Annotated in this window: 23 protein-coding genes and 1 pseudogene; 8 read left to right on the forward strand and 16 right to left on the reverse strand. The window is 61.1% G+C overall.

Annotation, left to right across the window (positions count from 1 at the left end):
• Positions 1-15: 15 nt before the first annotated feature.
• Genes V6607_RS05400 through V6607_RS05410 form a run of 3 tightly spaced genes read left to right on the forward strand, consistent with a single transcriptional unit; the run spans position 16 to position 1,307 of the window.
• Positions 16-450 (forward strand): VOC family protein, encoded by a 435-nt coding sequence (locus V6607_RS05400; RefSeq protein WP_087695151.1) that lies wholly within the window; start codon positions 16-18, stop codon positions 448-450.
• A complete protein-coding gene (locus V6607_RS05405; protein ID WP_087695150.1) occupies positions 447-830 on the forward strand; it encodes a cytochrome c family protein in 384 nt (127 codons plus the stop codon). The genes V6607_RS05400 and V6607_RS05405 overlap by 4 nt, the downstream gene beginning before the upstream one ends.
• A gap of 30 nt (positions 831-860) precedes the next feature.
• Positions 861-1,307 carry an NUDIX hydrolase gene (locus V6607_RS05410; RefSeq protein ID WP_087695149.1) on the forward strand — a complete coding sequence of 149 codons (447 nt, stop codon included), beginning with the start codon at positions 861-863 and terminating at the stop codon, positions 1,305-1,307.
• On the opposite strand, the gene V6607_RS05415 is transcribed toward V6607_RS05410, so the two are convergent.
• Complete coding sequence (locus V6607_RS05415) at positions 1,271-2,233, reverse strand: AraC family transcriptional regulator (RefSeq protein WP_256347040.1); 963 nt, start codon at positions 2,231-2,233, stop codon at positions 1,271-1,273. The two genes, V6607_RS05410 and V6607_RS05415, sit on opposite strands and share 37 nt — an antisense overlap.
• A gap of 79 nt (positions 2,234-2,312) precedes the next feature.
• Between V6607_RS05415 and V6607_RS05420 the strand changes: the two genes are divergently transcribed.
• Positions 2,313-3,278 (forward strand): oxidoreductase, encoded by a 966-nt coding sequence (locus tag V6607_RS05420; protein WP_134325793.1) that lies wholly within the window; start codon positions 2,313-2,315, stop codon positions 3,276-3,278.
• Between the two features lie 39 nt (positions 3,279-3,317).
• Here the strand turns inward: V6607_RS05420 and phnX are convergent, their stop codons facing one another.
• The 9 genes from phnX to V6607_RS05465 form a co-directional block, all read right to left on the reverse strand.
• Entirely contained in the window at positions 3,318-4,145 is an 828-nt protein-coding gene (phnX, locus tag V6607_RS05425; protein WP_003210349.1) for a phosphonoacetaldehyde hydrolase, read from the reverse strand.
• Positions 4,146-4,233: 88 nt separating this feature from the next.
• Positions 4,234-5,106: a LysR substrate-binding domain-containing protein gene (locus tag V6607_RS05430; RefSeq protein WP_087695146.1), complete on the reverse strand. Its 873-nt coding sequence runs from the start codon at positions 5,104-5,106 to the stop codon at positions 4,234-4,236.
• A gap of 36 nt (positions 5,107-5,142) precedes the next feature.
• Positions 5,143-6,438 carry an MFS transporter gene (locus V6607_RS05435; RefSeq protein WP_003210345.1) on the reverse strand — a complete coding sequence of 432 codons (1,296 nt, stop codon included), beginning with the start codon at positions 6,436-6,438 and terminating at the stop codon, positions 5,143-5,145.
• A gap of 93 nt (positions 6,439-6,531) precedes the next feature.
• Positions 6,532-7,623 (reverse strand): iron-containing alcohol dehydrogenase PsrA, encoded by a 1,092-nt coding sequence (psrA, locus tag V6607_RS05440; RefSeq protein WP_003210343.1) that lies wholly within the window; start codon positions 7,621-7,623, stop codon positions 6,532-6,534.
• Positions 7,624-7,749: 126 nt separating this feature from the next.
• Complete coding sequence (locus V6607_RS05445; RefSeq protein ID WP_134325794.1) at positions 7,750-9,768, reverse strand: LTA synthase family protein; 2,019 nt, start codon at positions 9,766-9,768, stop codon at positions 7,750-7,752.
• Entirely contained in the window at positions 9,768-10,367 is a 600-nt protein-coding gene (locus V6607_RS05450; protein WP_087695143.1) for a hypothetical protein, read from the reverse strand. Before V6607_RS05450 ends, V6607_RS05445 begins: the two co-directional genes overlap by 1 nt.
• Positions 10,367-11,635 carry a sialidase family protein gene (locus V6607_RS05455; protein ID WP_134325795.1) on the reverse strand — a complete coding sequence of 423 codons (1,269 nt, stop codon included), beginning with the start codon at positions 11,633-11,635 and terminating at the stop codon, positions 10,367-10,369. The genes V6607_RS05450 and V6607_RS05455 overlap by 1 nt, the downstream gene beginning before the upstream one ends.
• A 23-nt stretch (positions 11,636-11,658) precedes the next feature.
• Positions 11,659-12,204: a cytochrome b/b6 domain-containing protein gene (locus V6607_RS05460; protein WP_003210336.1), complete on the reverse strand. Its 546-nt coding sequence runs from the start codon at positions 12,202-12,204 to the stop codon at positions 11,659-11,661.
• Positions 12,204-12,470, reverse strand: a complete 267-nt coding sequence (locus V6607_RS05465; RefSeq protein WP_003210334.1) for a PepSY domain-containing protein — start codon at positions 12,468-12,470, stop codon at positions 12,204-12,206. Before V6607_RS05465 ends, V6607_RS05460 begins: the two co-directional genes overlap by 1 nt.
• A gap of 147 nt (positions 12,471-12,617) precedes the next feature.
• On the opposite strand from V6607_RS05465, the gene V6607_RS05470 reads away from it, so the two are divergent.
• Together V6607_RS05470 and V6607_RS05475 are read left to right on the forward strand one after the other, a co-directional pair.
• On the forward strand, positions 12,618-13,280 hold the full coding sequence (locus V6607_RS05470; RefSeq protein ID WP_008438452.1) for a response regulator: 663 nt from the start codon (positions 12,618-12,620) through the stop codon (positions 13,278-13,280).
• Positions 13,277-14,674, forward strand: a complete 1,398-nt coding sequence (locus V6607_RS05475; protein WP_134325796.1) for a sensor histidine kinase — start codon at positions 13,277-13,279, stop codon at positions 14,672-14,674. The genes V6607_RS05470 and V6607_RS05475 overlap by 4 nt, the downstream gene beginning before the upstream one ends.
• Here V6607_RS05475 and V6607_RS05480 read toward each other — a convergent pair.
• The 3 genes from V6607_RS05480 to V6607_RS05490 are packed head-to-tail and all read right to left on the reverse strand — an operon-like array spanning position 14,631 to position 16,552.
• On the reverse strand, positions 14,631-15,101 hold the full coding sequence (locus V6607_RS05480) for a hypothetical protein (protein WP_003210329.1): 471 nt from the start codon (positions 15,099-15,101) through the stop codon (positions 14,631-14,633). The two genes, V6607_RS05475 and V6607_RS05480, sit on opposite strands and share 44 nt — an antisense overlap.
• Positions 15,102-15,110: 9 nt before the next feature.
• Entirely contained in the window at positions 15,111-15,389 is a 279-nt protein-coding gene (locus tag V6607_RS05485; protein ID WP_134325797.1) for a colicin E3-like toxin immunity protein, read from the reverse strand.
• Positions 15,390-15,403: 14 nt separating this feature from the next.
• Positions 15,404-16,552 (reverse strand): S-type pyocin domain-containing protein, encoded by a 1,149-nt coding sequence (locus tag V6607_RS05490; RefSeq protein ID WP_338743397.1) that lies wholly within the window; start codon positions 16,550-16,552, stop codon positions 15,404-15,406.
• 105 nt (positions 16,553-16,657) lie between these two features.
• On the opposite strand from V6607_RS05490, the gene istA reads away from it, so the two are divergent.
• Together istA and istB are read left to right on the forward strand one after the other, a co-directional pair.
• A complete protein-coding gene (gene istA / locus V6607_RS05495) occupies positions 16,658-18,172 on the forward strand; it encodes an IS21 family transposase (RefSeq protein WP_338741807.1) in 1,515 nt (504 codons plus the stop codon).
• A gap of 20 nt (positions 18,173-18,192) precedes the next feature.
• Positions 18,193-18,948, forward strand: coding sequence for an IS21-like element ISPsy14 family helper ATPase IstB (istB, locus tag V6607_RS05500; protein WP_027976742.1), 756 nt, complete (start codon positions 18,193-18,195; stop codon positions 18,946-18,948).
• 105 nt (positions 18,949-19,053) lie between these two features.
• On the opposite strand, the pseudogene V6607_RS05505 reads toward istB, so the two are convergent.
• From V6607_RS05505 to V6607_RS05515, 3 genes and pseudogenes are all read right to left on the reverse strand, one after another.
• Positions 19,054-19,152, reverse strand: a pseudogene (locus V6607_RS05505) (detoxification); the annotation flags it as partial.
• A 125-nt stretch (positions 19,153-19,277) separates the two neighbouring features.
• On the reverse strand, positions 19,278-19,598 hold the full coding sequence (locus V6607_RS05510) for a hypothetical protein (RefSeq protein ID WP_134325799.1): 321 nt from the start codon (positions 19,596-19,598) through the stop codon (positions 19,278-19,280).
• Positions 19,599-19,635: 37 nt separating this feature from the next.
• Positions 19,636-20,004: a PH domain-containing protein gene (locus V6607_RS05515; protein WP_003210321.1), complete on the reverse strand. Its 369-nt coding sequence runs from the start codon at positions 20,002-20,004 to the stop codon at positions 19,636-19,638.
• Positions 20,005-20,129: the final 125 nt, after the last annotated feature.

Genomic DNA, 20,129 nt, shown 5'->3' on the forward strand with positions numbered 1-20,129 from the left:
ACCCCAAGGATTCTCATGTTTATCCGAAACCCCCTCGTCCCCGAACTCATCGTGACGGCCCTCACGAGCAGCCTCGACTTCTGGGTCACCCAGTTGGGATTCGACATTGGTTATCAGCGCTCCGAAGAAGGCTTTGCCTACCTCGACCTGCAAGGCGCGCAAATCATGCTGGAGCAATACGATCCGGATGCCGGCCAGTGGCTGACCGCACCCTTGGAAAAACCCTTGGGACGAGGCATTAACCTGCAAATCGATGTGCCTGCCGTGGCGCCTGTTCTGCAGCGTCTGGCTGCCATCGGCTGGCCGCTGTTCCGCGACGTTGAGGACGCTTGGTACCGGGCGGGTGAGGTGGAAGCGGGGCAGCGGCAGTTCATCGTGCAAGACCCGGACGGCTACCTGGTGCGTCTGGTGCAGCGGTTGGGCGAACGACCTGTGGGGACTCATTCATGAAATACGCCGCTTTACTGGCCATTGCCTTGATCGGTGGGGCCTTCAGTCTCCAGGCTCTCGCAGAAGGCGATGCCCAAGCCGGTGAAAAGCTGTTCAGCAAAACCTGTGGCGGTTGCCATAGCGTCGGCGAAAATGCACGGGGCGGTTTCGGGCCGCAACTCAACGGCATCATTGGTCGACCGGCTGGCACCACCACTGACTATCAGTATTCAGATGCGATGAAAAATTCAGGCGTGGTCTGGACGCGGGACAAGCTGGCCGCCTATATCGAGGCGCCGAAAAAGGTGGTGAGCGGCACCCGGATGATTTTCTGGGGGATCAGCGATCAGGAGAAAATCGACAACTTGCTGGCGTACCTTGCGACATTTCAGGCGCAATAAACACCGATCCCAAGACAAGGATTTCACTCCATGGTCGCACCGCGTATCCGGGCGCTTGCCCTTTGTATCTTTCACCGCAACGGTCGAATTCTGGTTCACGAATTCCAGGATGCGGTGAAACAGCAGACAGTCTTTCGCCCCATCGGTGGTGGCATCGAATTCGGTGAACACAGCGCCGAGGCCATCGTGCGAGAAGTCCAGGAGGAACTGGCGCAGCCGATTCACAGCCTGCGCCTGCTCGGCACGCTTGAAAGCATCTTTACCTACGACGGCCACCCCGGACACGAGATCGTCCAGGTCTACGATGGTCAATTTGCGGATCAGAGCCTATACGAGCAGCCGTATCTTGACGGTGCTGAAAGCAACGGTTTTGCGTTCAAGGTGAGTTGGAAGGGCAGCTCAAGCTTCACCGCGCAGTCGCCACTGGTACCGGAAGGGCTTTACGCGCTGCTCAAGGGCGCCGCGCTACTGGATTGACGGCACGCGTCCCGATAATGCCTCGGGGCCTTTCCTGTCACTCGCTTGAAGGCGTTGCTGAACGCACTTTCAGAACCGTACCCCAACGACTGCGCTAACACGCCCACTGACAGATTCCCCTCGCGCAACGCTCGTTGCGCAAGGCGCATGCGCCACTCGGTCAGGTACGCCAACGGTGGTACCCCGGCAACGCTCTTGAAGTAGTGCGAAAACGTGGTGCGCGACATCGCAGCCGCCGTAGCCAGGTCTTCCAGTGTCCAGGCACGCCCCGGCTCGCTGTGTATCAAGCGCAGCGCGGGGGCCAGGCGCTTGTCGCTGACCGTGCGCAGCCAGCCTTCGGGTAATACGCCCGAGGTCTCGACATAGGCCCGCAGGATCTGGATAAACATCAACTGCGCCAGTTGCGCCGACGCCAAGCTTGCCCCGAGCAAATTGGCTTGCCCCTCATGTGCCAACTGGCCGAGTAGCCATTGCACGATTGTCGCTTGCGGCGACGTGGCTCGCACGTGGATCAGGGGCGGCAGCGCGTTGGCCAGCAGGCCGCCACTCTCCGGGTCCAGTTGCACGTAGCCGCCGATTTGCACACAGCCCTGGCCGTCACCGATTTGCGGGAAGCGGCCGGCGTCAGCGAATAATTGCCGCGCTTCCAAAGGCGCGACCGACACATCGCCTGCAAGCACAAACGAGCGTTGCGCACACAGCAGGAACACATCGCCCGCCTCAATCAACACCGGCGCCAGTTCGCCATCCATCCACAACCAGCACTGCCCCTTCACCACCCCGAAAAACTTGATCTTGTCCGGCGCGGGAAAACGCAGGGCCCAGGCGCCGCCCGCGCTGAAGCCGCCGGTCATCACCGATTGGGCATTCACGAACGTGAGAATCTCGGAAAACGGGTCGCTGGGCATATTCGTACTTTTACGCATGTAAACGGGATGTTCGAGTATTCAGAGTACGGCTTTCGAGGGGTAGCGTGTTAACCACACGTCCAATGGAGACTCTGTCATGCCCACAGTACAAAAACCGATCCACAGCGGCTATGGAGCAGCAACCACCGCCGCCGAAGTCATCCGGGGCGTCGATCTCTCGGGCAAGGTGGCGATTGTCACGGGCGGCTACTCCGGCATTGGCCTGGTCACCGCCCGTACCCTGGCTGCCGCGGGCGCCCGCGTGATCATCCCGGCCCGTGACCTGGCCAAGGCACGCGCCGCACTCAAACCTTACCCACAGCTGCAACTTGAACCCCTGGACTTGATGGACGCCCAGTCCATCGAACAGTTTGCCGAGCGCTTTCTGGCGACAGGCTGCCCGCTGCACCTGCTGATCAATAACGCGGGCATCATGGCGCCGCCGTTGAGCCGCAATGCCCAGGGCTACGAATCTCAGTTTGCGACCAACCATCTCGGGCATTTCCTGCTTACCCAGCGCCTGTGGCCGGCCTTGCAGCGCGCCGAAGGTGCACGGGTGGTGACGCTGTCCTCACGGGGGCATGTGCACGGCGCCGTCGACTTTGACGACTGGAATTTCGAGCGCCAGGCCTACGATCCATGGAGGGCCTACGGTCAGTCCAAGACTGCCAATGCGCTGTTCGCCGTGCATCTGGATACGCTCGGTGCGGCGAGTGGGGTAAAGGCTTTTGCGGTGCATCCCGGTGGAATCATTACCGATCTGGTGCGGCACATGAAGCCTGAAGTCTTGCAGGCATCAGGCTATGTCGACGAGCACGGGAAACCGGTGATCGACCCTGAGCGGAACATGAAAACCCCGGAGCAAGGCGCGGCCACCAGTGTGTGGTGCGCGGTGAGTGGGCAGTTGGCGGGAATGGGCGGGGTCTATTGCGAGAACTGTGATGTGGCGACGGCAGTGAGTGCGGAATCGGAAGAGCAGTTGGGTGTCAGGCCGTGGGCGGTGGATACCGGGTTGGCGCAGCGGCTGTGGATACTTAGCGAGCAGCTTGTCGCAGGGCGATAGGCCGCAGTGTGGGGTCAGCTCACTGACCCCATCGGCCCATCAAGAACCCTGCGGCGTTTCTCCGCGCGCCAAACGCGCATTGATATCGTCGATCACCGCCGGCAGTTCGACGATGGTGTCGATCAGGTAATGCGGCCGCGAGCCCTCGAACATCTGTGTAATGCGCGCACGCTCCAGCGCCAGCTCAGCAGCAGGCAGGGCCTTGTATTGCTCGTAGGTCAAACCCAGTGCGTTGCCGGAACAGGTCAACGCCACCGTCCACATGCCGGCGCTACGGCCTTCCAGGATCCCCGGCCAGGTGTCGTCGACCTTCACGCACGCGGCCACATCGCTGACCCCCAGGGCAATCACGTTGGCCAGTGCCTGCGCCGGATGCGGGCGCCCGTTGGGCACTTCGTCGGTCGCCACCACATGGTCGGCGACGTAGCCGTTCTGTCGCGCCAGCTCGACCACCTTGGCCATCACCACCGCGGGGTACCCGGAGCAGGAGCCAATCTTCAAGCCCTGCCCGCGCAGGGTGTTGATCGCCTCAAGGGCGCCGGGAATGACCGCCGAATGCAGCGCAATTTTCTCGATCTGCAACGGCATGAAGCGCTCATACAGTGCGGTGACATCCTCGTCAGTCGGCAAGCGATCAAATACCGCCCGATAACGCTCGGCAATCTGCGGCAGGTTGCACAAGGTGCGGATGTGATCCCACTTGCCCATGCCCATCGGGCCGCGGGCTTCCTCCAGGGAAACGGCGACGCCGAACTCGCCGAACGCCTCGACAAAAATCTGCGTGGGGGCGAAGGAACCGAAGTCGACGACGGTGCCGGCCCAGTCCAGGACCACGGCTTGCAGCTTGGAAGGTTGTTGGTAGTGCATGGCAAGTCTCCATTTTCAGGTGTGAGCAGGCCGTCCCTCTCTCAAAGAAGAGGTAAGCGCCTGGTGAGGGTTTAAACGGTCAAGACGATCAGGTGGCCGGGATCGGGCTGGCCTCGAATAGCTCGGCGATCATCGGTCGGTTGCGGCGGATGCCCAGGCAACACAAGTGGTAGTCGATGAAAAACGGATGGTCGACGAAGGTGATCGGCGTGGTGCCCGGGGTTTCGGCGTATTCCACGGCAGACACAAAGCCGATGCCGATGCCCTTGGTGATCGCGTGCACAATGGCTTCGCGACTGTTCAGCTGCATCACGCAGTTCACGGCGATGCCCTGGCGCTTGCAGCTTTCTTCCACCAGTTGCCGGGTGCGTGAGCTTTTCTCGCGCATCACCCACTTTTCGCGGCTGATCTGTTCCACGTGCACCTCTTTCTGCCGGGCCCACGGGTGGTCATCGCGCACCACCGCAATAATCGGATAGCGCCGGTACAGCTGGGTATCGAAGCGCTGGTCGAACTCCGAAAGGGCCAGGATCGCCACGTCGATATCGAAGTTGAAGAGCCGGTCCAGGGTTTCCTTTTCCGGGGAAAACGAGGTTTCCAGTTCGATGTCCGGGTGGCGCTGCATCAGCTCGTAGGTCAGGTTCATCGCGATCGGCGGCGACACCGCGCCCAGGCGCAGCAGCCCGGTCTTGCGCTGCTTGAAACTCTGCAACAGTTGCATGGCTTCATCCTCCTGGCCGAACAGCCCCTGGGTGATCCCGTAAAGGGCGTGCCCGGCGGCACTCATCTCGATAAACCGCCCGCGACGGTGGAACAGCTCCACCGAGAACTGCTTCTCCAGCCCGTTGACCTGCTCGCTGACCGTCGGCTGGCCGACGCTCAGGTATTCGGCGGCGAGGGTGAAACTGCCGGTCTTCGCCACCGCATGAAACGAGCGCAGCCACTTGTGGTACTGGTACATAACGAGTCCTGTTCCTGAGGTCCGCCGGGCCGGTCATCAACGTCGGATAAACAACGCCACCGCTGCGCTGCACAGGCAGGCCGAGGTCACGACGATGAAGATCAGCGAGGTATTGCCGGTACTGTCGAGCATACTGCCGATCAGCGGTTCCGCCAGGCCGGCGAACAGATAGGATGAGAAATTCATCACGCCCGTGGCCGTACCCGCACGCTTGGCGCCGACCAGGTCCGGGCACAGCGCCCAGAAACTCGACGCCGGGCCATACACGAAGAACCCGCAGAGGAACAACGCTACCAGGCCGATTGCGCTGTGGGGCGGCAAACTCCACATCCACAGGCTGGTGGCGGCGCCGAGGAACATGTAGAGCATGATCGCCAGGTAGCGTTTGGAGCCGAACAGCTTGTCCGAGACCCAGCCGTTGCTCAGGGCGCCGATGGCCATGCCCACCGGCAGGGCCACGGTGATCCACTTGGGGTCGATCATGCTGTCGCCGCTTTTCCAGTTGGCCCCGAGGAAGTGCACCGGCACCCAGACGATCAGGCCGTAGCGGGCGGCGTTCTGGAAACCCAGGGAGATCGCGGCGATGATCAGCCGCGGATTTTTCAGCACCGCCTTGTAGCGCTGCGCCGAGGATTCGACTTCGCCGTGGGCCACTTCATGATTCTTGTCTTCGGCATTCGCCACGCCAGTATCGGCCAGGGGCTCGAAGCCCATGTCTTGAGGCCGCTCGCGGGCCACCAGGTAGAAAATAATGCCGCCCGCCAACATCAACAGCACCGGCAGGCGGAAGATCCAGCGCCATTCCAGTTGGAACACTTCCAGCACCACGATGGAGGTGACGTACGACAGGACCGAGGCGCACCCGGCCGCGAACACATAAAAGCCATACACCTTGCCGCGCTCGCCGGCGCTCCACCAATTGGAAATCAGCCGGCTGCCGGGTGCCCAGCCGAGGGCCTGGAAGTAACCGTTGATGCCCCACGGCAGGATCAGCCCGGCAAAGCCGCTGGCGAAACTGGTGACCCAGTTGGCCGCGCAGGACAGCACCGCACCCAGGGTCATGATGCGGCGGCCGCCGAACTTGTCGGCGAGGTTGCCGTTGATCGCCTGGCCAATCGCGTAGGCCCAAAGCATCGCCGCGGAGGCCCAGCCGAGGGTTTCCTTGGTCAGGCCGAACTCGGCCTGGATCCCGGGGATGGCAAAGCCGAAGGTCTGGCGGCCGGTGTAGAAAAACAGATAACAAAACATCGCCGCCAGCAGCATGCGCCACTGGGCTACGCGAAACGATGAGGTACGGACGGCAGGAACAGGCAGCACGTGTGCACGATTCATGATGTTTTCCTTATTGTTATTCGCCCCGGCGACCGCAGCCGCTGGGGGGCACTCTTGATAGGTGCAACAGGAAACGACTGAATTACGGTGAGTCTAGGCCGCTTGCGCGCCGATGAAATTCTTGCCGCGTGCGCCTTGCAGGGCGAAGCGGATCATCGCCTCGGCCTCGGTGGCATTCACGCCGTAGTCGGCAAATTCGGTCTTCACGTCCAGGCTGTGGAGGAAGTCGCGCAGCTGCGCCTGGGCCTGCTGCAGGTCGGTGCCGAATACCCGTTGCAGAGTGCGGTCCCGCGCGGCGTCGTGCCCCCATGCCAGGCCCAGTACCAGCGGCAAAGTGAAGGAACAGGCGATGCCATGGGGCAGGCCGTGGTGCAGAGTCATCTCATAAGAGATGGAGTGGGCGAGGGCGGTCTTGGTGTTGGAAAAAGCCAGGCCGGCTTTCAGCGCCGCCAAGGCCATGCGCGAGCGCAATTCCTGGTTGCCGAGGTCACGCCGCAAGCGCGGCAGGCATTCCAGGATGTCTTCGATGGCGGAGATGGCGAAGGTGTCCGAGACCGGGTTGGCGTTGACGTTCCAGATCGATTCCAGCGCATGGGACAAGGCATCCAGCCCGGTGGACACCGTGACCCCGGCCGGCACCGTCAGCATCAACTGCGGGTCGATGATCGCCACTGTCGGCCAGGTGCAGTCCAGGTGCAGCGAATACTTCTTGAGGCTGGCGGAGTCCCAGATCGTCGCCCATGGCGTGACTTCGCTGCCGGTGCCGGCGGTGGTCGGTGCGGCAATCAACAGCTTGTGGCGGGCCGGCGCGAAAGGTTTACCGGTGGCCAGCAACGCCAGCAGCTCGTCGAAATCCCCGGAATCTGTGCCGACGATCAAGGCCTTTGCCGTATCAATTGCACTGCCACCGCCGACGGCGACCACCACCTGGCAGTCACCGGCCTGCAGCCAGAAACGCTCGTAGGTGTCGCGCAGTTGGGCCACGTCAGGGTTGGGCTGTACGTCTTCGATGACGTACACCAGGCGTTCGCCCAGCAGGGCCTGGATGCGGTCTACCAAACCGAGCCCGCGGGCTTCGGGAAAGGTCACGAGGGCGACGCTCTGGCCTTCGGTAAGAGCGGCGAGTTCTTGCAGGCAGCCCCAGCCGAAGCGGGTGTCTACCGGGTTGTGGAAGCGGGCAGTCATGGCGGGTTCCTGGTTTTTGTTATTGGAAGTGCCGCCATAGTCGGGGAGGGTGAGGTGGACCTCAAATCGATAGATTGTGGGGATGGATTGGCTGGGCCGATAGTACAGCCCGACCGTCAGGTGACTTCAGCGCACGTTCCGGAACAACATCAATCGCGCACTCTCATGCAGGCCACGGGTCAGCCCCTGCAACCGCTCAAACTCCTCGGGATACTGCTGAGCCACATTGTCCCTCGGCGTTTGCGACGCCAGGTCATGCAGGGTCGGCGAGCTGCCGTCGTGCTCCATTTGCAGCAGGAAGTCCTTGGTCACGCCGCCGATCAGCGGGAACGTGCCCTCGCGCAATACCAGCGGCACCACGCGCTCGCCTTCCGGCGCAGGTTGCTGGATATCCCGGCCCATCGCGCCATTGCGGAACGGTATGCCCGCCATGCCGGCCACGGTAGGCAGCAGGTCCGCCAGGCCGACGGCTTCTTCGATCACCCGGGGTTGCAGGCCGGGCGCGTGGATCATCATCGGCACGTTGTTGCTTTCCAGCCCAAGCTGCTCGAATGCCGGCGCCATGTGCGGAATCTGGCTGATTCGGGTGTTGTGGTCGCCGAAAAACACGAAGATGGTGTTGTCGTAGTAACCGCCAGCCTTGGCGATTTCCATCAGGCGGCCGATGTTGAAGTCCAGCAGGCGCACGGCGTTGTACTGCTCGACGCTGCGGCTGCCTGCGGCCTGGACTTGTTCCACGGTGAGGTCATGCACCTTGAAGCCATCGTTGGTCTTGGGGATGGTGAACGGGCGGTGATTGCCGGAGGTTTGCAGGTAGGCGAAGAACGGTTGGTCCTTGGGGATGGCCCGCAGGAGTTCGTCGCCTTCCTTGAACAGGTCCAGATCCGAAACGCCCCACACGTCCACCCGTGGCGAGCGCCAGTGGCTTTCGTCATACAGCTTCACGCCGTCGATGCTCTGGCGGATCAAGGCGTTGATATTCGCCCAGCCGGCATTGCCGCCGATCATGTAGAGCTTCTGGTAGTCCTCGAACGCATTGATCAAGGTGTGTTGCCGGGTGATCAGCGGGTTGCGGGTTGCCGTCTCCTGGCGGGTAACGTCGGGCACGCCGGTGATGCTCGCCCACACGGTTTTGGCGGTGCCGGTGACGGGCACGTAGAAGTGTTTGAAGAACCAGCTTTCCTTCGCCAGCTTGTCGAGGTTCGGCGTGGGGTTCAGCGGGTTGCCATAGGCGCCCACGGCGCTGGTGCCGAGGGACTCGAGCATCACGAAGATCACGTTCGGCGGGCGCTCGCCCTTGAGCCGATAAGGCTGCACGGCTTGTTCACGGGCGAAGTTCAACTGCTCGGGGTCGGGCTGGCTGACCCCCAGATAATTCGCGACTTGCGGGTAATGCTCTCGCACCCGCGCCTCATCGAATTGCGACTGGCCGACCTTGAGGGTGTCGTACAGAAACAGCACCGGGTTGAGGCCCGCGGCGGCGATCTGGTTGTTGCCGGAAAAGAACGCGTCGCTCCAGCGCAGGGGCACGGGATTTTCGATATTGAGGTTGGCGACGCGGCCGAGCAGGGCCAGCAATACCGCGATCACGCCGACGGTGGCCACGGATGCGATGGCCAGCTTGCCAATGGGTTTGCGTTCGCCATCCAGGGTGATGCGTTCAAGGCGAACCAGGGCGTAGGTCCATAGGCCGACGGCGGCAAGCCAACTCAAGGTTATCCACAGCACCGGGTAGGTTTCCCACACCATCTGTTGTGAAATCTGCGCGTCTTCCAGGTAACGCAGCACCGTGGCGTTGATGCGCACACCGAGGTAGGCGTAGTGGCCGAAGTCGATGATGTACACCAGCCCGACGATGGCCAGCGCCAGCAGCAGATAACCCCGTGCCAGCCAGCGCAGGGCGGGGACAGTCACCAGGTTCCAGCGTGGCAGCCAGGCGAGCAGTGCCAGGGGCAACAGGATCAGCACCGCCAGGCGCAGGTCGAAACGCAGGCCGATGCCCACGGTTTCCAGCAGTGCGGGCTCCCTCAGGTCGACCCCGGAAAATCCCCATACAAACACCAGCCGCAGTGCCGCCAGCAACGCAAATACCAAACCGATCGCGCCCACGCCGTAGCGCAGGCGGCGCGAGTGCAACCATCCCATCATTGACCTCTGTGCAATTTTAAAAGAGGGCGCCAGGCAGCCATCGCCAGCATCCACAACCCGGCCACCAGGCAGTAGCCCGTCAGCAGTGGGTCGATCAGATAGTCCCAGTAGTTTTCCGAGGCCTTGAGCCGCAGCGCGAACGCCAGGGTGCCCGCCGCGAGCATCCACACCGCCAGCGTATTACGCAGCCAGAGCATCAACAGTGCTGCCGCGCCTATCAGCACGATCATCGGCCGAGGGTTGAAACCCCAGCGGTAGGGGTCAAAGTACGTCAGGCCCATCGTTGCCGGGTACAGCACCAAGCTCAGGATGCCAAACAGCAGCAGCACCTGGACCTTCAGCGGGCGCTGGAGCGGCTGCACCACACCCAACCGGCACAGGCTGACCCACGCCAGCAACACCAGGGTGCTGATGGCCAGGTCATCGGTGAAGCTGCGCACATACGCCGCCAACGGCAGTTCGTTGACCGGGATAAAACTCACCACCACCAACACCGGCAGCAGCCAGGGGCGCCAGGGTGTTGTGACGCGCAACAGGCTGAGCAGCACAAAACCCAACAGCACAAAACTCAAATGCGCTTGCCATACAGAAACCATCACAGGCGCTCCGACAGCCAGGCTTCGTTGAAGCTGACATGTTTGATAAAGGTGTTATTCCACGAGTACACCAGGTGGTACATGCCGTCCGGGCTGCGGCTGAAGTACGGGTACTCGTATTCGAAATCGCAGCCACGGGGCTTGCACACCCGGTAATCCAGGTTGCTGAGAAAGCGTTGTTCCAGCGGCAGGCGCAGCGCACCGCTGGAGGCGCGGAAGCCTTCACCGATGATTTCCTTGTAGGCCTCGGGGGAGAACGGTTGGCCCAAGGGGTCGGGGGATTGGTCCAGTTCCACCACGGTGCGCCACTGATTGAGCTTGGCATCGGTGCCGTACAGGCTGAGCTTGAAGCGGCCGTCCTGCAGGTCGTTGAGGGCCACGAGCAAACCGTCGCCTTCAGTGCTGACGGCTGCCAGCGAGGAGTTGGGATTGGACGGTTCCAGTGGGTAAGGCTCGCTCCAGGTTTGGCCGGCGTCTTCGGTGCGGCTGGCGAGGACTCGGTGATGGGTTTCGCCGGCGTAACGCAGCATGGCGATGGCGCGTTGGCCGTCCTGCGGGACGATGGTCGGCTGCAGCGAGTTCTTCCCACGGCTGATACGGAATTTGTCGACCACCGCACCGTCGGGGCTCAAGTACAGGTACTCGGCGAATTTGCCCATGAACTCGTGGTACACCGGCAGGCCGATGGAACCGTCAGCGTGGAATACCGGTGCGGCGCGCACCAGCGTGCTGATATTGAAGAAAGGCGAGGTGATCAGTTGCCGAGGGGCCGACCAGTTCGTCCCCAGGTCATCCGAGACCATCACGTTGATCGCGCTGGTGGCCCAGCCGCCTACCGACACCGAAACGTAGAACATCCACAGGCGATTGTCCGGTGCCAGGGCGATCACCGGGTTGCCCAGCTTGCGGATGTAGCGGTGCGTGCCGTCGCGCGTGCTTTCGCGGGTGGCCAATACGTGCTCCGGGCCCCACTCGGCACTTTTCGCGTCAAAGCGCGCGGTGCGCACCTGCACATCGGCGGCGCCCTCGCGGGAACCGGCAAACCACACGGCCATCAGGTCGCCGCCGGGCAGGGCGGTGACCGAGGAGGAATGCACAAAGTCATTGAGCTGCGAGGAGACAAAGCGGCTGCTGTATTGCGGGGCGGCCTCTGTTGGCGAGCTGTCCTTGGGGCCTTGGGCAAACGGCGCCAATACGTGGGGCGGATGACTTTGCCAGGCAGCGAAAAACACCACCAGCAGACTGCAGATCATTAAAAGCGGGCGCATAGAGAACCTGTCGGGAAAAAGGATTACTGCGCACGGTCATCCGGCAGGCGCCTCCTGCGGCCGGTGAGCATGGATAACGGCAGGTTGTCCCGCACCTGGATACTTTCAAACAACGCCGCCAGCACATGCACGCCTACCAGGCCGGCCAGTACATTGGCGGCAGTTTCGTGCAACAGCAGCGGCCAATCGGCGCCCCACAGGGCGTCGACTTCCTGCATCAAAAAGCCACTGGCACCGATAGCCAGCAGCGCCAGCAACATCAGAATCATCACCAGCGCGCCAATGGGCGAATGGCCCAGGCGGTGCTGCGGCCGGCGGTTGAGCAGTGAACGCACATGGCCCATGAGCCGTTCCGGCGTTGGCCAGAAGTCCGCCCAGCGCGCGCTGCGCGGACCGACAAATCCCCACACCAACCGCACCAGCAACCAGGCCATGGCGTAATAGCCCAGCCATACGTGCCAGTCGTCGCCTGCTTCGTTGAAGAAGTAATTGGCCACAAAGACGCCGGCGATGGAGAGGTGAAACACCCTCACCACCGGGTCCCAGAGGCGCAGGGAGGTTGCTGGCATCAGCCCTTGATCTCTGTCTTCACGGCCTTGCCGGTGACTGGATCGTGGTAGATCTCGACCTTGCGCTTGTCCTTGTCAAAGCCATAGATCTCGTAGCAGTTGCCGTCAGTAACCTTGAACTTGCTGATCTCGTAGCCCTGGGCCTTGAGTTGCTCCTGAAAGGCCTTCTGGTCCTGCCATTGCGAGCGCTCGGCAGTGGTGCATTGCGGGCCGGCGAAGGCCATGGGGCTGGCGATAATCAGCGACAGCAAGAGAATTTTGCGCATGGAAGCACTCTCAGCAGATGTGGGAGATTTCACTGTGCAAAACCAACCTTAGCGAAAGCTTAGTTGGCAACGGCCCGTAACATCTTTCCCGAAATAGCCTCGACGGTTACACGGCATCATGCCGCCGGTTACTCCAGAGAATCAGTTATGCGCCTGCTCCTTGTCGAAGATGATCGTGCCCTTGGCCAAGGGATCCGCGTGGCCCTGGGCGCCGAAGGCTACACCCTGGACTGGTTGCAGGATGGCGTCAGCGCCTTGCACGCGTTGCGCACCGAAAGCTTCGACCTGCTGCTGCTCGACCTCGGCCTGCCGCGCCTTGACGGCCTCACACTCCTGCAAACCCTGCGCGCCGAGCAATACGACCTGCCGGTGCTGATCCTTACCGCCCGCGACGGCACCGCCGAGCGCATCGCCGGCCTGGACGCCGGCGCCGACGACTACCTGGTCAAACCCTTCGACGTCGAAGAGTTCAAGGCCCGTGTGCGCGCCCTGTTGCGCCGCAGCCAGGGCCGCGCGCAACCATTGCTGGAACATGCGGGCGTGAGCCTGGACCCGGTGACCCAACAGGTCAGTTATCAAGGCGAGGACGTTGTGGTCACGCCGATGGAATACCAACTGCTGCACCAACTGATGGTGCGCCCCGGCAAAGTCGTCACCCGCGAGCGGTTGTCCCGCGCGCTGTACGGCTGGCAGGACCGCGTCGAAAGCAACACCCTCGAAGTCCTTATCCACAACCTGCGCAAAAAACTCTCCACCGAACTGATCCGCACCGTGCGTGGCGTGGGCTACGTGGTGGAACTCAAACCATGAATTCGGTCCGCGCGCGCATCCTCATTCCGGTACTGGTGCTGATCCTGCTGGGTGATGGCCTGATCAGTTGGCTCGTGCTGCGGGACAGCCACCACGAAATCGAAGAAGTCTACGACGCCCAACTCGCCCAAAGCGCCCGTTTGCTGCAAGGCGTACTGCGCCAGCGCGATCCCGGCGATGCCGACTGGGACCGCCTCTACCAGGCTTTCGATCAAGCCATGAGCCGTGTCGGCGAAGACGGCGCCGCGCACCCCTACGAAACCCGCCTGACCTTCCAGGTATGGCGCGCCGACGGCCAACTGCTGGTGCGCTCCACCGACGCGCCGATCCTCAACGCACCGCCCACCACCCTCGGGCCTCACGACCTGATGGAAAACGGCAATGACTGGTGCGCGTTCATGCTCGCCGACATGCAACAAGGCCTGCTGATCTGGGTGGGCGAGCGCGACGACATTCGCCAGGACGTGATCCAGCGCATCATCCGCCACACCCTCTGGCCCATCCTGATTGGCGTGCCGCTGCTGGCGTTGTTGATCTGGCTGACCATCGGCTGGGGCCTCAAGCCCCTGCGCGCCATGGCCCAGGCCATTCGCGGGCGGGACAGCAATACGTTGCGACCGCTGCAACTTGAACCGTTGCCGGCGGACCTGGAACCGATGCAAACCGCGCTGAACCGCCTGCTGGTGCAGGTGGATGACCTGCTGGAGCGGGAGCGTCGGTTTATCGCGGACGCGGCGCATGAACTGCGCACGCCGTTGGCGATATTGCGCATTCACGCGCAGAACGCCCAGAGCGCGGAAACCGAGGAGCAGCGGCGAGAGGCGTTGGACTTCCTGGTGAATGGCGTGGACCGGGCGACGCGTATTGGCAGCCAACTGCTGACCATGGCGCGCATCGAGCCGCAGTTGAACAACACCGTACGAGTGCGTGTGCCGTTGACGGAGTTGGTGCGCGAAGAACTTGCGGAACTGACGCCCCTGGCGATGGAGAAAGGCGTTGAGTTGGTGCTGGAAGGGGATGAGGAATGCTGGATTGAAACGGACCCGATAGCGTTGGCGATTGCGCTGCAGAACCTGGTGACCAATGCGCTGAATTTCTCGCCGGCGGGGAGTGAGGTGCGGGTGATGGTGCGGGGGGCGGATTCGGGCGTGGTCCAGCTGTGTGTGGAGGATGCGGGGCCGGGGATTGATGAGGGGGAGATTGGGCGGTTGTTCGAGCGGTTTTATAGCCGCGGGAATGCAAATGGGGCGGGGTTGGGGTTGGCGATTGTGCAGATGATCGTGGGGAAAATCGGGGGGCGGTTGGAGTTGTATAACCGGGAGGTGGGTGGATTGTGTGCGCGGTTGAGTTTTAGCGCCTGTGGGGTGGAACCGGTGGGAATACCACACCGTTGAAGGTGTGGGTGCAGCAGTCGCAAAACGGCTTCATGAACGCGGGTGTCAGTTGTGGGTTAACTTTTTGCAGTAGACCAGTCTCGTCGACGTATAAGCCGCTGTAATAGGTAGACTCGTCCGTTCGTACGTATTCGCTTTTTTCGCTTTCATGTAGAGCCACCATCCAGAACACAGGATCCGGGCGGTCCAAGCGGGAGTTGGCTTCGCTGAAAATCGCATCCCATTGGTGGCCGACCTTGGACAGAAGAAACCGGAATAGTGGCGTGTAATCGAAGCCGTGCCGGTGATGGCTGTGCATCGAACCGCGGCCCAGCATGGAGGTCTTTTCGCTTTTGCTATGGCGTTGTTGCCTATAGGTGCGGCAACTTCCGTGACGCACGTTGTGCGTTCGGGTATTGACTGAACGGTAGAGAGGGGGCTTTTTCATTGGAGTCCTTTATGGTTTTTTGGAGGATTGTGGCGGCCATGTGCCTTGGTAGCTGAAAGAGATTTGGTAATCGAAGTTCACGGGTTCAATTACGTGCTGGAAATGCGGTTGGATAGTCGCTATCCAGCTTGGGCGAACGTTGAACACGTCCGCATATATCGCCGTTTCTTGACTCAACCCTAGTGTTTCAAAAAAGCTCTCCGCGTCATCAATATCTGCCGAGTATTCATCTGCCTTCACGTAATTGCTTTGCTTGTCGTACCAACGCAATCTGACTTTTATAACCATGATGTGTTTTCCACTTATCTGTATATGCGGCGTTCGGGTTTTGCTCGACCTCGGCGCTCACCGGTGTAGGGATCGAATGCGTCTAGGTGGGCAAGGTCACTGTTTCGATAGACTTCTAATTCGCCTTTCTTGGAATCCCACTCAAATATTTTCCTCCCTTTGGCATCTATCCAGCGCTCGCGTAAGCCGCTACCGCCTTTTCTAGGTGTCACGGGTCTTTGGTCTATCAGACCTGGAAAGCCTGTTATGTCTGCAGCGTTGGGGGCCGGGAAATAATCATGGTCCGGGTTTTTAAGCCCCTTTCGTGGTTCGTTAACCACCACATACAGCGGCCGAACCCCCGACTCCACCGAAAAAACCAGAATAAAATCCCGATACTCCGGCGGATAAATCGGGTTCACCAGCATCTGTTTGGCCGCCTCCGTCGGCGGATAAATCCACATCACCGGTGCTTGCGGTGCAGCCTCCAATGCCGGAATGCCAAGGGTGTCGCCAGGATCAATGGCCGGCGTCCAAGTAAGCTCCACACCCTCGCCAAGATCCGCCACGAACTGACTGTCACGACTCTGAAACTGCACCACATCGATCATCTGCCAGTCGGTATTTTTACCGGTGTAAAACCCATATCCCTTCAGCGTCCCATCGGCGCGTTGCTCGATATGCAACCGCATCCGCGAACGGGCTTTTTGCAGGTGACGAAGCTGCTCTTCGCTATAGAGCCCACTGTCGCCAAGCTCCGACGGCCAGGCCAGCGCCACCAGCCCTGCAAGCAAACCCCCAGCGGCGGCACCGACCGCCGCAGCCGCGGACTCCAACGCGGATGTGCGCAGCACAAGCTGGCCAAGCCCAACGGGTAGGGCACTACCGCTGATTTTCCTGAGGGAAACGCCGCCTTGGCTGTCCACTTCCCGTCCGCCTAACAGCGTGAAGTGGCCGTAATCCTTGATCAGCTCAAGCGGCACATAACCGGTGGGGTTGTTGTAGCTGATGATCCCGTCGGGCAACTGGCACGACTTGGCGAATACATGGCCTGGAATCCTCGCGGGTTCAGGCGTGGGCGCAGGAGGTGCTTCATACAAATCAATGATGCGGATTCCACGGCCATCCGGCCACCCATTCCATGAACATCCGGCCACTGATTCCACGTTGATCCGGCCACCCATTCCACGGCTATCCGGCCGCCCATAAGGCAGGCGGCAACGCAGGATTAATTCACTACCATCGACCTCTTTTATCGAAGCAGAGAGGTCGTCGTGGAGCGGTTATCCATGCGTAAGATTCGAGAAGTGCTACGTCTCAAATTCGAGGTCGGCCTATCTGCCCGCCAAGTTGCTGCCAGCTTGCAAGTAGGTCGAGCCAGCGTCGGTGAATACCTCAATCGCTTTGCTGCCAGCGGCCTGAGCTGGCCGTCGGTGCTGACCGACTCCGAGCTGCAACGGCATCTTTTTCCGCCGCCGCCCGCTGTGCCCAGTGATCAACGTCCGATGCCTGACTGGGCTCATTTCCATGCCGAGTTGCGCCGTCCCGGCGTAACCCTGGCTCTGCTCTGGCAGGAATATCGGCTCGCTCACCCGCAAGGCTTCCAGTACAGCTGGTTCTGCGAGCACTACCGCCTCTGGGCCGCCAAGGTCGATGTGGTGATGCGCCAGGAACACCGTGCTGGCGAAAAGCTCTTCGTCGATTACGCCGGGCAGACCGTGCCGGTCATTGACCGGCGAACCGGCGAGATCCGTCAGGCTCAGATCTTCGTCGCCGTGCTTGGCGCGTCCAGCTACACCTTTGCCGAGGCCACCTGGTCGCAAAAGCTGCCTGACTGGCTAGGCTCGCACGTGCGCTGCTTCGCTTTTCTCGGCGGCACAACGCAGATACTGGTGCCGGATAACCTACGCAGCGGCGTCACCAAAGCTCATCGCTACGAACCCGACATCAACCCCAGCTACCGCGACCTGGCCGAGCATTACGGCGTAGCCGTATTACCCGCTCGCTCGCGCAAGCCAAGGGACAAAGCCAAGGTCGAAGTCGGCGTGCAAGTGGTCGAACGCTGGATCCTGGCGGTGCTGCGCAACCGCCAGTTTTTCTCGCTCGGCGAACTCAATACCGCCATCGCACTGCTGCTGGATCGCGTCAATCACAAGCCCTTCAAAAAGCTGCCCGGCTCCCGCCGGTCAGCCTTCGAGGCCCTCGACCAACCGGCGCTGCACCCGCTGCCGGAACACCCTTACGTCTACGCCGAATGGAAAAAGGTACGCGTCCATATCGACTACCACATCGAGGTCGATGGCCACTTCTACTCGGTGCCGTACCAGCTGGTGAAGCACCAACTCGAAGTACGACTCACCGCCCAGACCGTCGAGTGCTTCCACGCCAACCAGCGCGTGGCCAGCCACTTGCGCTCGCTGCACAAAGGCCGCCACACCACCCAAACCGAGCACATGCCCAAGAGCCACCGCGAACACGCCGAGTGGACACCGCAACGGCTGATCCGCTGGGCAGAGCAGACCGGGCCAAACACCGCTGGCGTCATCGCCTACATCCTCGAACGCCGAATCCACCCTCAGCACGGCTTCCGCGCCTGCCTGGGCATCCTGCGCCTGAGTAAACAGCACGGCGAAGCGCGGCTGGAAGCCGCGTGCCAGCGGGCGCTGGCACTGGGCGCATGCAGCTACAAAAGCCTCGAATCGATCCTGCGCCAAGGGCTGGAACGCCTGCCGCTGGCCCAGCAGAACCTGCCGCTACTGCCCGACGAGCACATCAACCTGCGTGGCCCGGGCTACTACCACTGACCTGAAAAAGGAGCTTCGAAATGCTACCGAACCCGACCCTGGACAAGCTACAAACCCTGCGCCTGCACGGCATGATCAAGTCGCTGGGCGAGCAACACGCAACGCCCGATATCAATGATCTGAGCTTCGATGAACGCCTCGGCCTGATGGTCGACCGTGAGGTGACCGAGCGCGAAGACGCCCGCCTGACCACTCGCCTCAAAGCGGCGCGGTTGCGCCACAACGCCTGCCTGGAAGACATCGACTACCGCAGCCCGCGTGGCCTGGACAAGGCCATGATCCTGCAGCTGGGCAGTGGCCAGTGGCTGCGTGATGGCCTGAACTTGATCATCGGCGGGCCAACTGGCGTAGGCAAAACCTGGCTCGCCTGCGCGCTGGCCCACAAGGCCTGCCGCGACGGCTACAGCGTGCGCTACCTGCGCCTGCCGCGCTTGATGGAGGAACTAGGCCTGGCCCACGGCGACGGCCGCTTCGCCAAACTGATGGCCGGTTACGCCAAGACCGACCTGCTGATCTTGGACGATTGGGGCTTGGCGCCGTTTACCGCCGCGCAACGGCGCGACATGCTTGAGCTGCTGGACGACCGCTACGGCAACCGCTCGACACTGGTCACCAGCCAGATGCCGGTGGACAAATGGCATGCGCTGATCGGTGATCCGACCTTGGGCGACGCGATCCTCGACCGGCTGGTGCACAACGCTTATCGGATCGAACTGAAGGGCGAGTCGATGCGCAGACGCGCGACGAAATTGACGACGGCAGGGACTTCAGACTAACAATGCGAACCTGCGTCGCTGCGCTCCGACTGCCTGGCCGGATGAGCGTGGAATAGGTGGCCGGATGTTGGCGGGCTGGGTGGCCGGATGGCGTGGAATGCGCAAATCAATGAACGGTGAATACGGAATCTGCTTAGGTTGCGGAGTCAGGATTCGCCGCTTCAGCTGCTCTTCTTCGGTAATTGGATACGCGCGCTCTGTCATGACGACTCACTTCCCTGTGCAAGGAAGCGAGCCTATGAGAGCGGAGAAGAACCTGAAATTCTCGTTGTTCGATGGGAGGTGCGGGAAAAGTCACTTTAGCAATCGCTACATTGATTCAAGCACGCTTACTCTGCCTGAGAGCGCTGTATCTGCGCGCCCAACTGCGCGGCTTTATTACGTAACCCGTCCAACCGGTCGTTCAACTCCTTGTATCCAGGCTTCCAGAAAAAAACGCCGTCTTCGCTGCTTTGTCCAAGAACGAGGTCATTGAACGAGCCCATTCCGCCGTATGCAGAGCGCAAATAGGTGATTCCGGAGTAATCGGATGCTTGCAATAAGGTTTTGGCCTTACGCATCCATCGGCTCCAGTGATTGTCCCTATCGCTTTCCAGCAGGATGGCAAGTTCCTCAAGCACATCGATTAGCTCTGCGGTTTTTGGGCCCATAGTGGGAAATCCTTAAAAGCGGAGTTTTCGTAACGGTTCAAAGCACATGCCTGGAAATCACCCTCGATATCTCAACAATCGACGTCTTTCCCGTGAATTCAAACTTCACTTTCCCCACCGCCGAAAAGTAAATCTCCAACTCCGAATCCAGGTCAAAGGTCCCCGAGGTTTCCACCGAATACGCGACGATATTTTTATACGGCAGGGACGTGAAATCCTTTTTGCTGCCGGTAATTCCCTGCACGTTCACGGCGATGATGCGCTTGGTGGTGAACACCACCCCATCGCGCATGGCCTTGTAGGAATCGATGACCTGCTCATCATCCAGCAGCAATGACGAAACGCGCTCGGCGTATTCGTTGTTTTGCTTGAGCTTGAAGAAGCCTTTGTTGTTGAAGTCGATCATGTGCCTTTCCTTGGGTGAGTGGTGCAGCAGACGCCGGTACCGGTGTATGACGTTTTGCTCGCGGATCTGTATCTAACGGCGTTCCTTTTATCGACCTACCATGGCGCCAACAACCCGCCGGCCAT

The organism is Pseudomonas sp. KK18 (genome assembly GCF_037094675.1).
Lineage (GTDB): Bacteria > Pseudomonadota > Gammaproteobacteria > Pseudomonadales > Pseudomonadaceae > Aquipseudomonas.

What these genes read in the sequence shown, in the direction of transcription:
- V6607_RS05400 (WP_087695151.1), top strand. Translation starts at nt 16, where the DNA reads ATGTTTATCCGAAACCCCCTCGTCCCCGAACTCATCGTGACGGCCCTC.
- V6607_RS05405 (WP_087695150.1), top strand. Translation starts at nt 447, where the DNA reads ATGAAATACGCCGCTTTACTGGCCATTGCCTTGATCGGTGGGGCCTTC.
- V6607_RS05410 (WP_087695149.1), top strand. Translation starts at nt 861, where the DNA reads ATGGTCGCACCGCGTATCCGGGCGCTTGCCCTTTGTATCTTTCACCGC.
- V6607_RS05415 (WP_256347040.1), bottom strand. Translation starts at nt 2,233, where the DNA reads ATGCGTAAAAGTACGAATATGCCCAGCGACCCGTTTTCCGAGATTCTC.
- V6607_RS05420 (WP_134325793.1), top strand. Translation starts at nt 2,313, where the DNA reads ATGCCCACAGTACAAAAACCGATCCACAGCGGCTATGGAGCAGCAACC.
- phnX (WP_003210349.1), bottom strand. Translation starts at nt 4,145, where the DNA reads ATGCACTACCAACAACCTTCCAAGCTGCAAGCCGTGGTCCTGGACTGG.
- V6607_RS05430 (WP_087695146.1), bottom strand. Translation starts at nt 5,106, where the DNA reads ATGTACCAGTACCACAAGTGGCTGCGCTCGTTTCATGCGGTGGCGAAG.
- V6607_RS05435 (WP_003210345.1), bottom strand. Translation starts at nt 6,438, where the DNA reads ATGAATCGTGCACACGTGCTGCCTGTTCCTGCCGTCCGTACCTCATCG.
- psrA (WP_003210343.1), bottom strand. Translation starts at nt 7,623, where the DNA reads ATGACTGCCCGCTTCCACAACCCGGTAGACACCCGCTTCGGCTGGGGC.
- V6607_RS05445 (WP_134325794.1), bottom strand. Translation starts at nt 9,768, where the DNA reads ATGGGATGGTTGCACTCGCGCCGCCTGCGCTACGGCGTGGGCGCGATC.
- V6607_RS05450 (WP_087695143.1), bottom strand. Translation starts at nt 10,367, where the DNA reads ATGGTTTCTGTATGGCAAGCGCATTTGAGTTTTGTGCTGTTGGGTTTT.
- V6607_RS05455 (WP_134325795.1), bottom strand. Translation starts at nt 11,635, where the DNA reads ATGCGCCCGCTTTTAATGATCTGCAGTCTGCTGGTGGTGTTTTTCGCT.
- V6607_RS05460 (WP_003210336.1), bottom strand. Translation starts at nt 12,204, where the DNA reads ATGCCAGCAACCTCCCTGCGCCTCTGGGACCCGGTGGTGAGGGTGTTT.
- V6607_RS05465 (WP_003210334.1), bottom strand. Translation starts at nt 12,470, where the DNA reads ATGCGCAAAATTCTCTTGCTGTCGCTGATTATCGCCAGCCCCATGGCC.
- V6607_RS05470 (WP_008438452.1), top strand. Translation starts at nt 12,618, where the DNA reads ATGCGCCTGCTCCTTGTCGAAGATGATCGTGCCCTTGGCCAAGGGATC.
- V6607_RS05475 (WP_134325796.1), top strand. Translation starts at nt 13,277, where the DNA reads ATGAATTCGGTCCGCGCGCGCATCCTCATTCCGGTACTGGTGCTGATC.
- V6607_RS05480 (WP_003210329.1), bottom strand. Translation starts at nt 15,101, where the DNA reads ATGAAAAAGCCCCCTCTCTACCGTTCAGTCAATACCCGAACGCACAAC.
- V6607_RS05485 (WP_134325797.1), bottom strand. Translation starts at nt 15,389, where the DNA reads ATGGTTATAAAAGTCAGATTGCGTTGGTACGACAAGCAAAGCAATTAC.
- V6607_RS05490 (WP_338743397.1), bottom strand. Translation starts at nt 16,552, where the DNA reads ATGGGTGGCCGGATCAACGTGGAATCAGTGGCCGGATGTTCATGGAAT.
- istA (WP_338741807.1), top strand. Translation starts at nt 16,658, where the DNA reads ATGCGTAAGATTCGAGAAGTGCTACGTCTCAAATTCGAGGTCGGCCTA.
- istB (WP_027976742.1), top strand. Translation starts at nt 18,193, where the DNA reads ATGCTACCGAACCCGACCCTGGACAAGCTACAAACCCTGCGCCTGCAC.
- V6607_RS05510 (WP_134325799.1), bottom strand. Translation starts at nt 19,598, where the DNA reads ATGGGCCCAAAAACCGCAGAGCTAATCGATGTGCTTGAGGAACTTGCC.
- V6607_RS05515 (WP_003210321.1), bottom strand. Translation starts at nt 20,004, where the DNA reads ATGATCGACTTCAACAACAAAGGCTTCTTCAAGCTCAAGCAAAACAAC.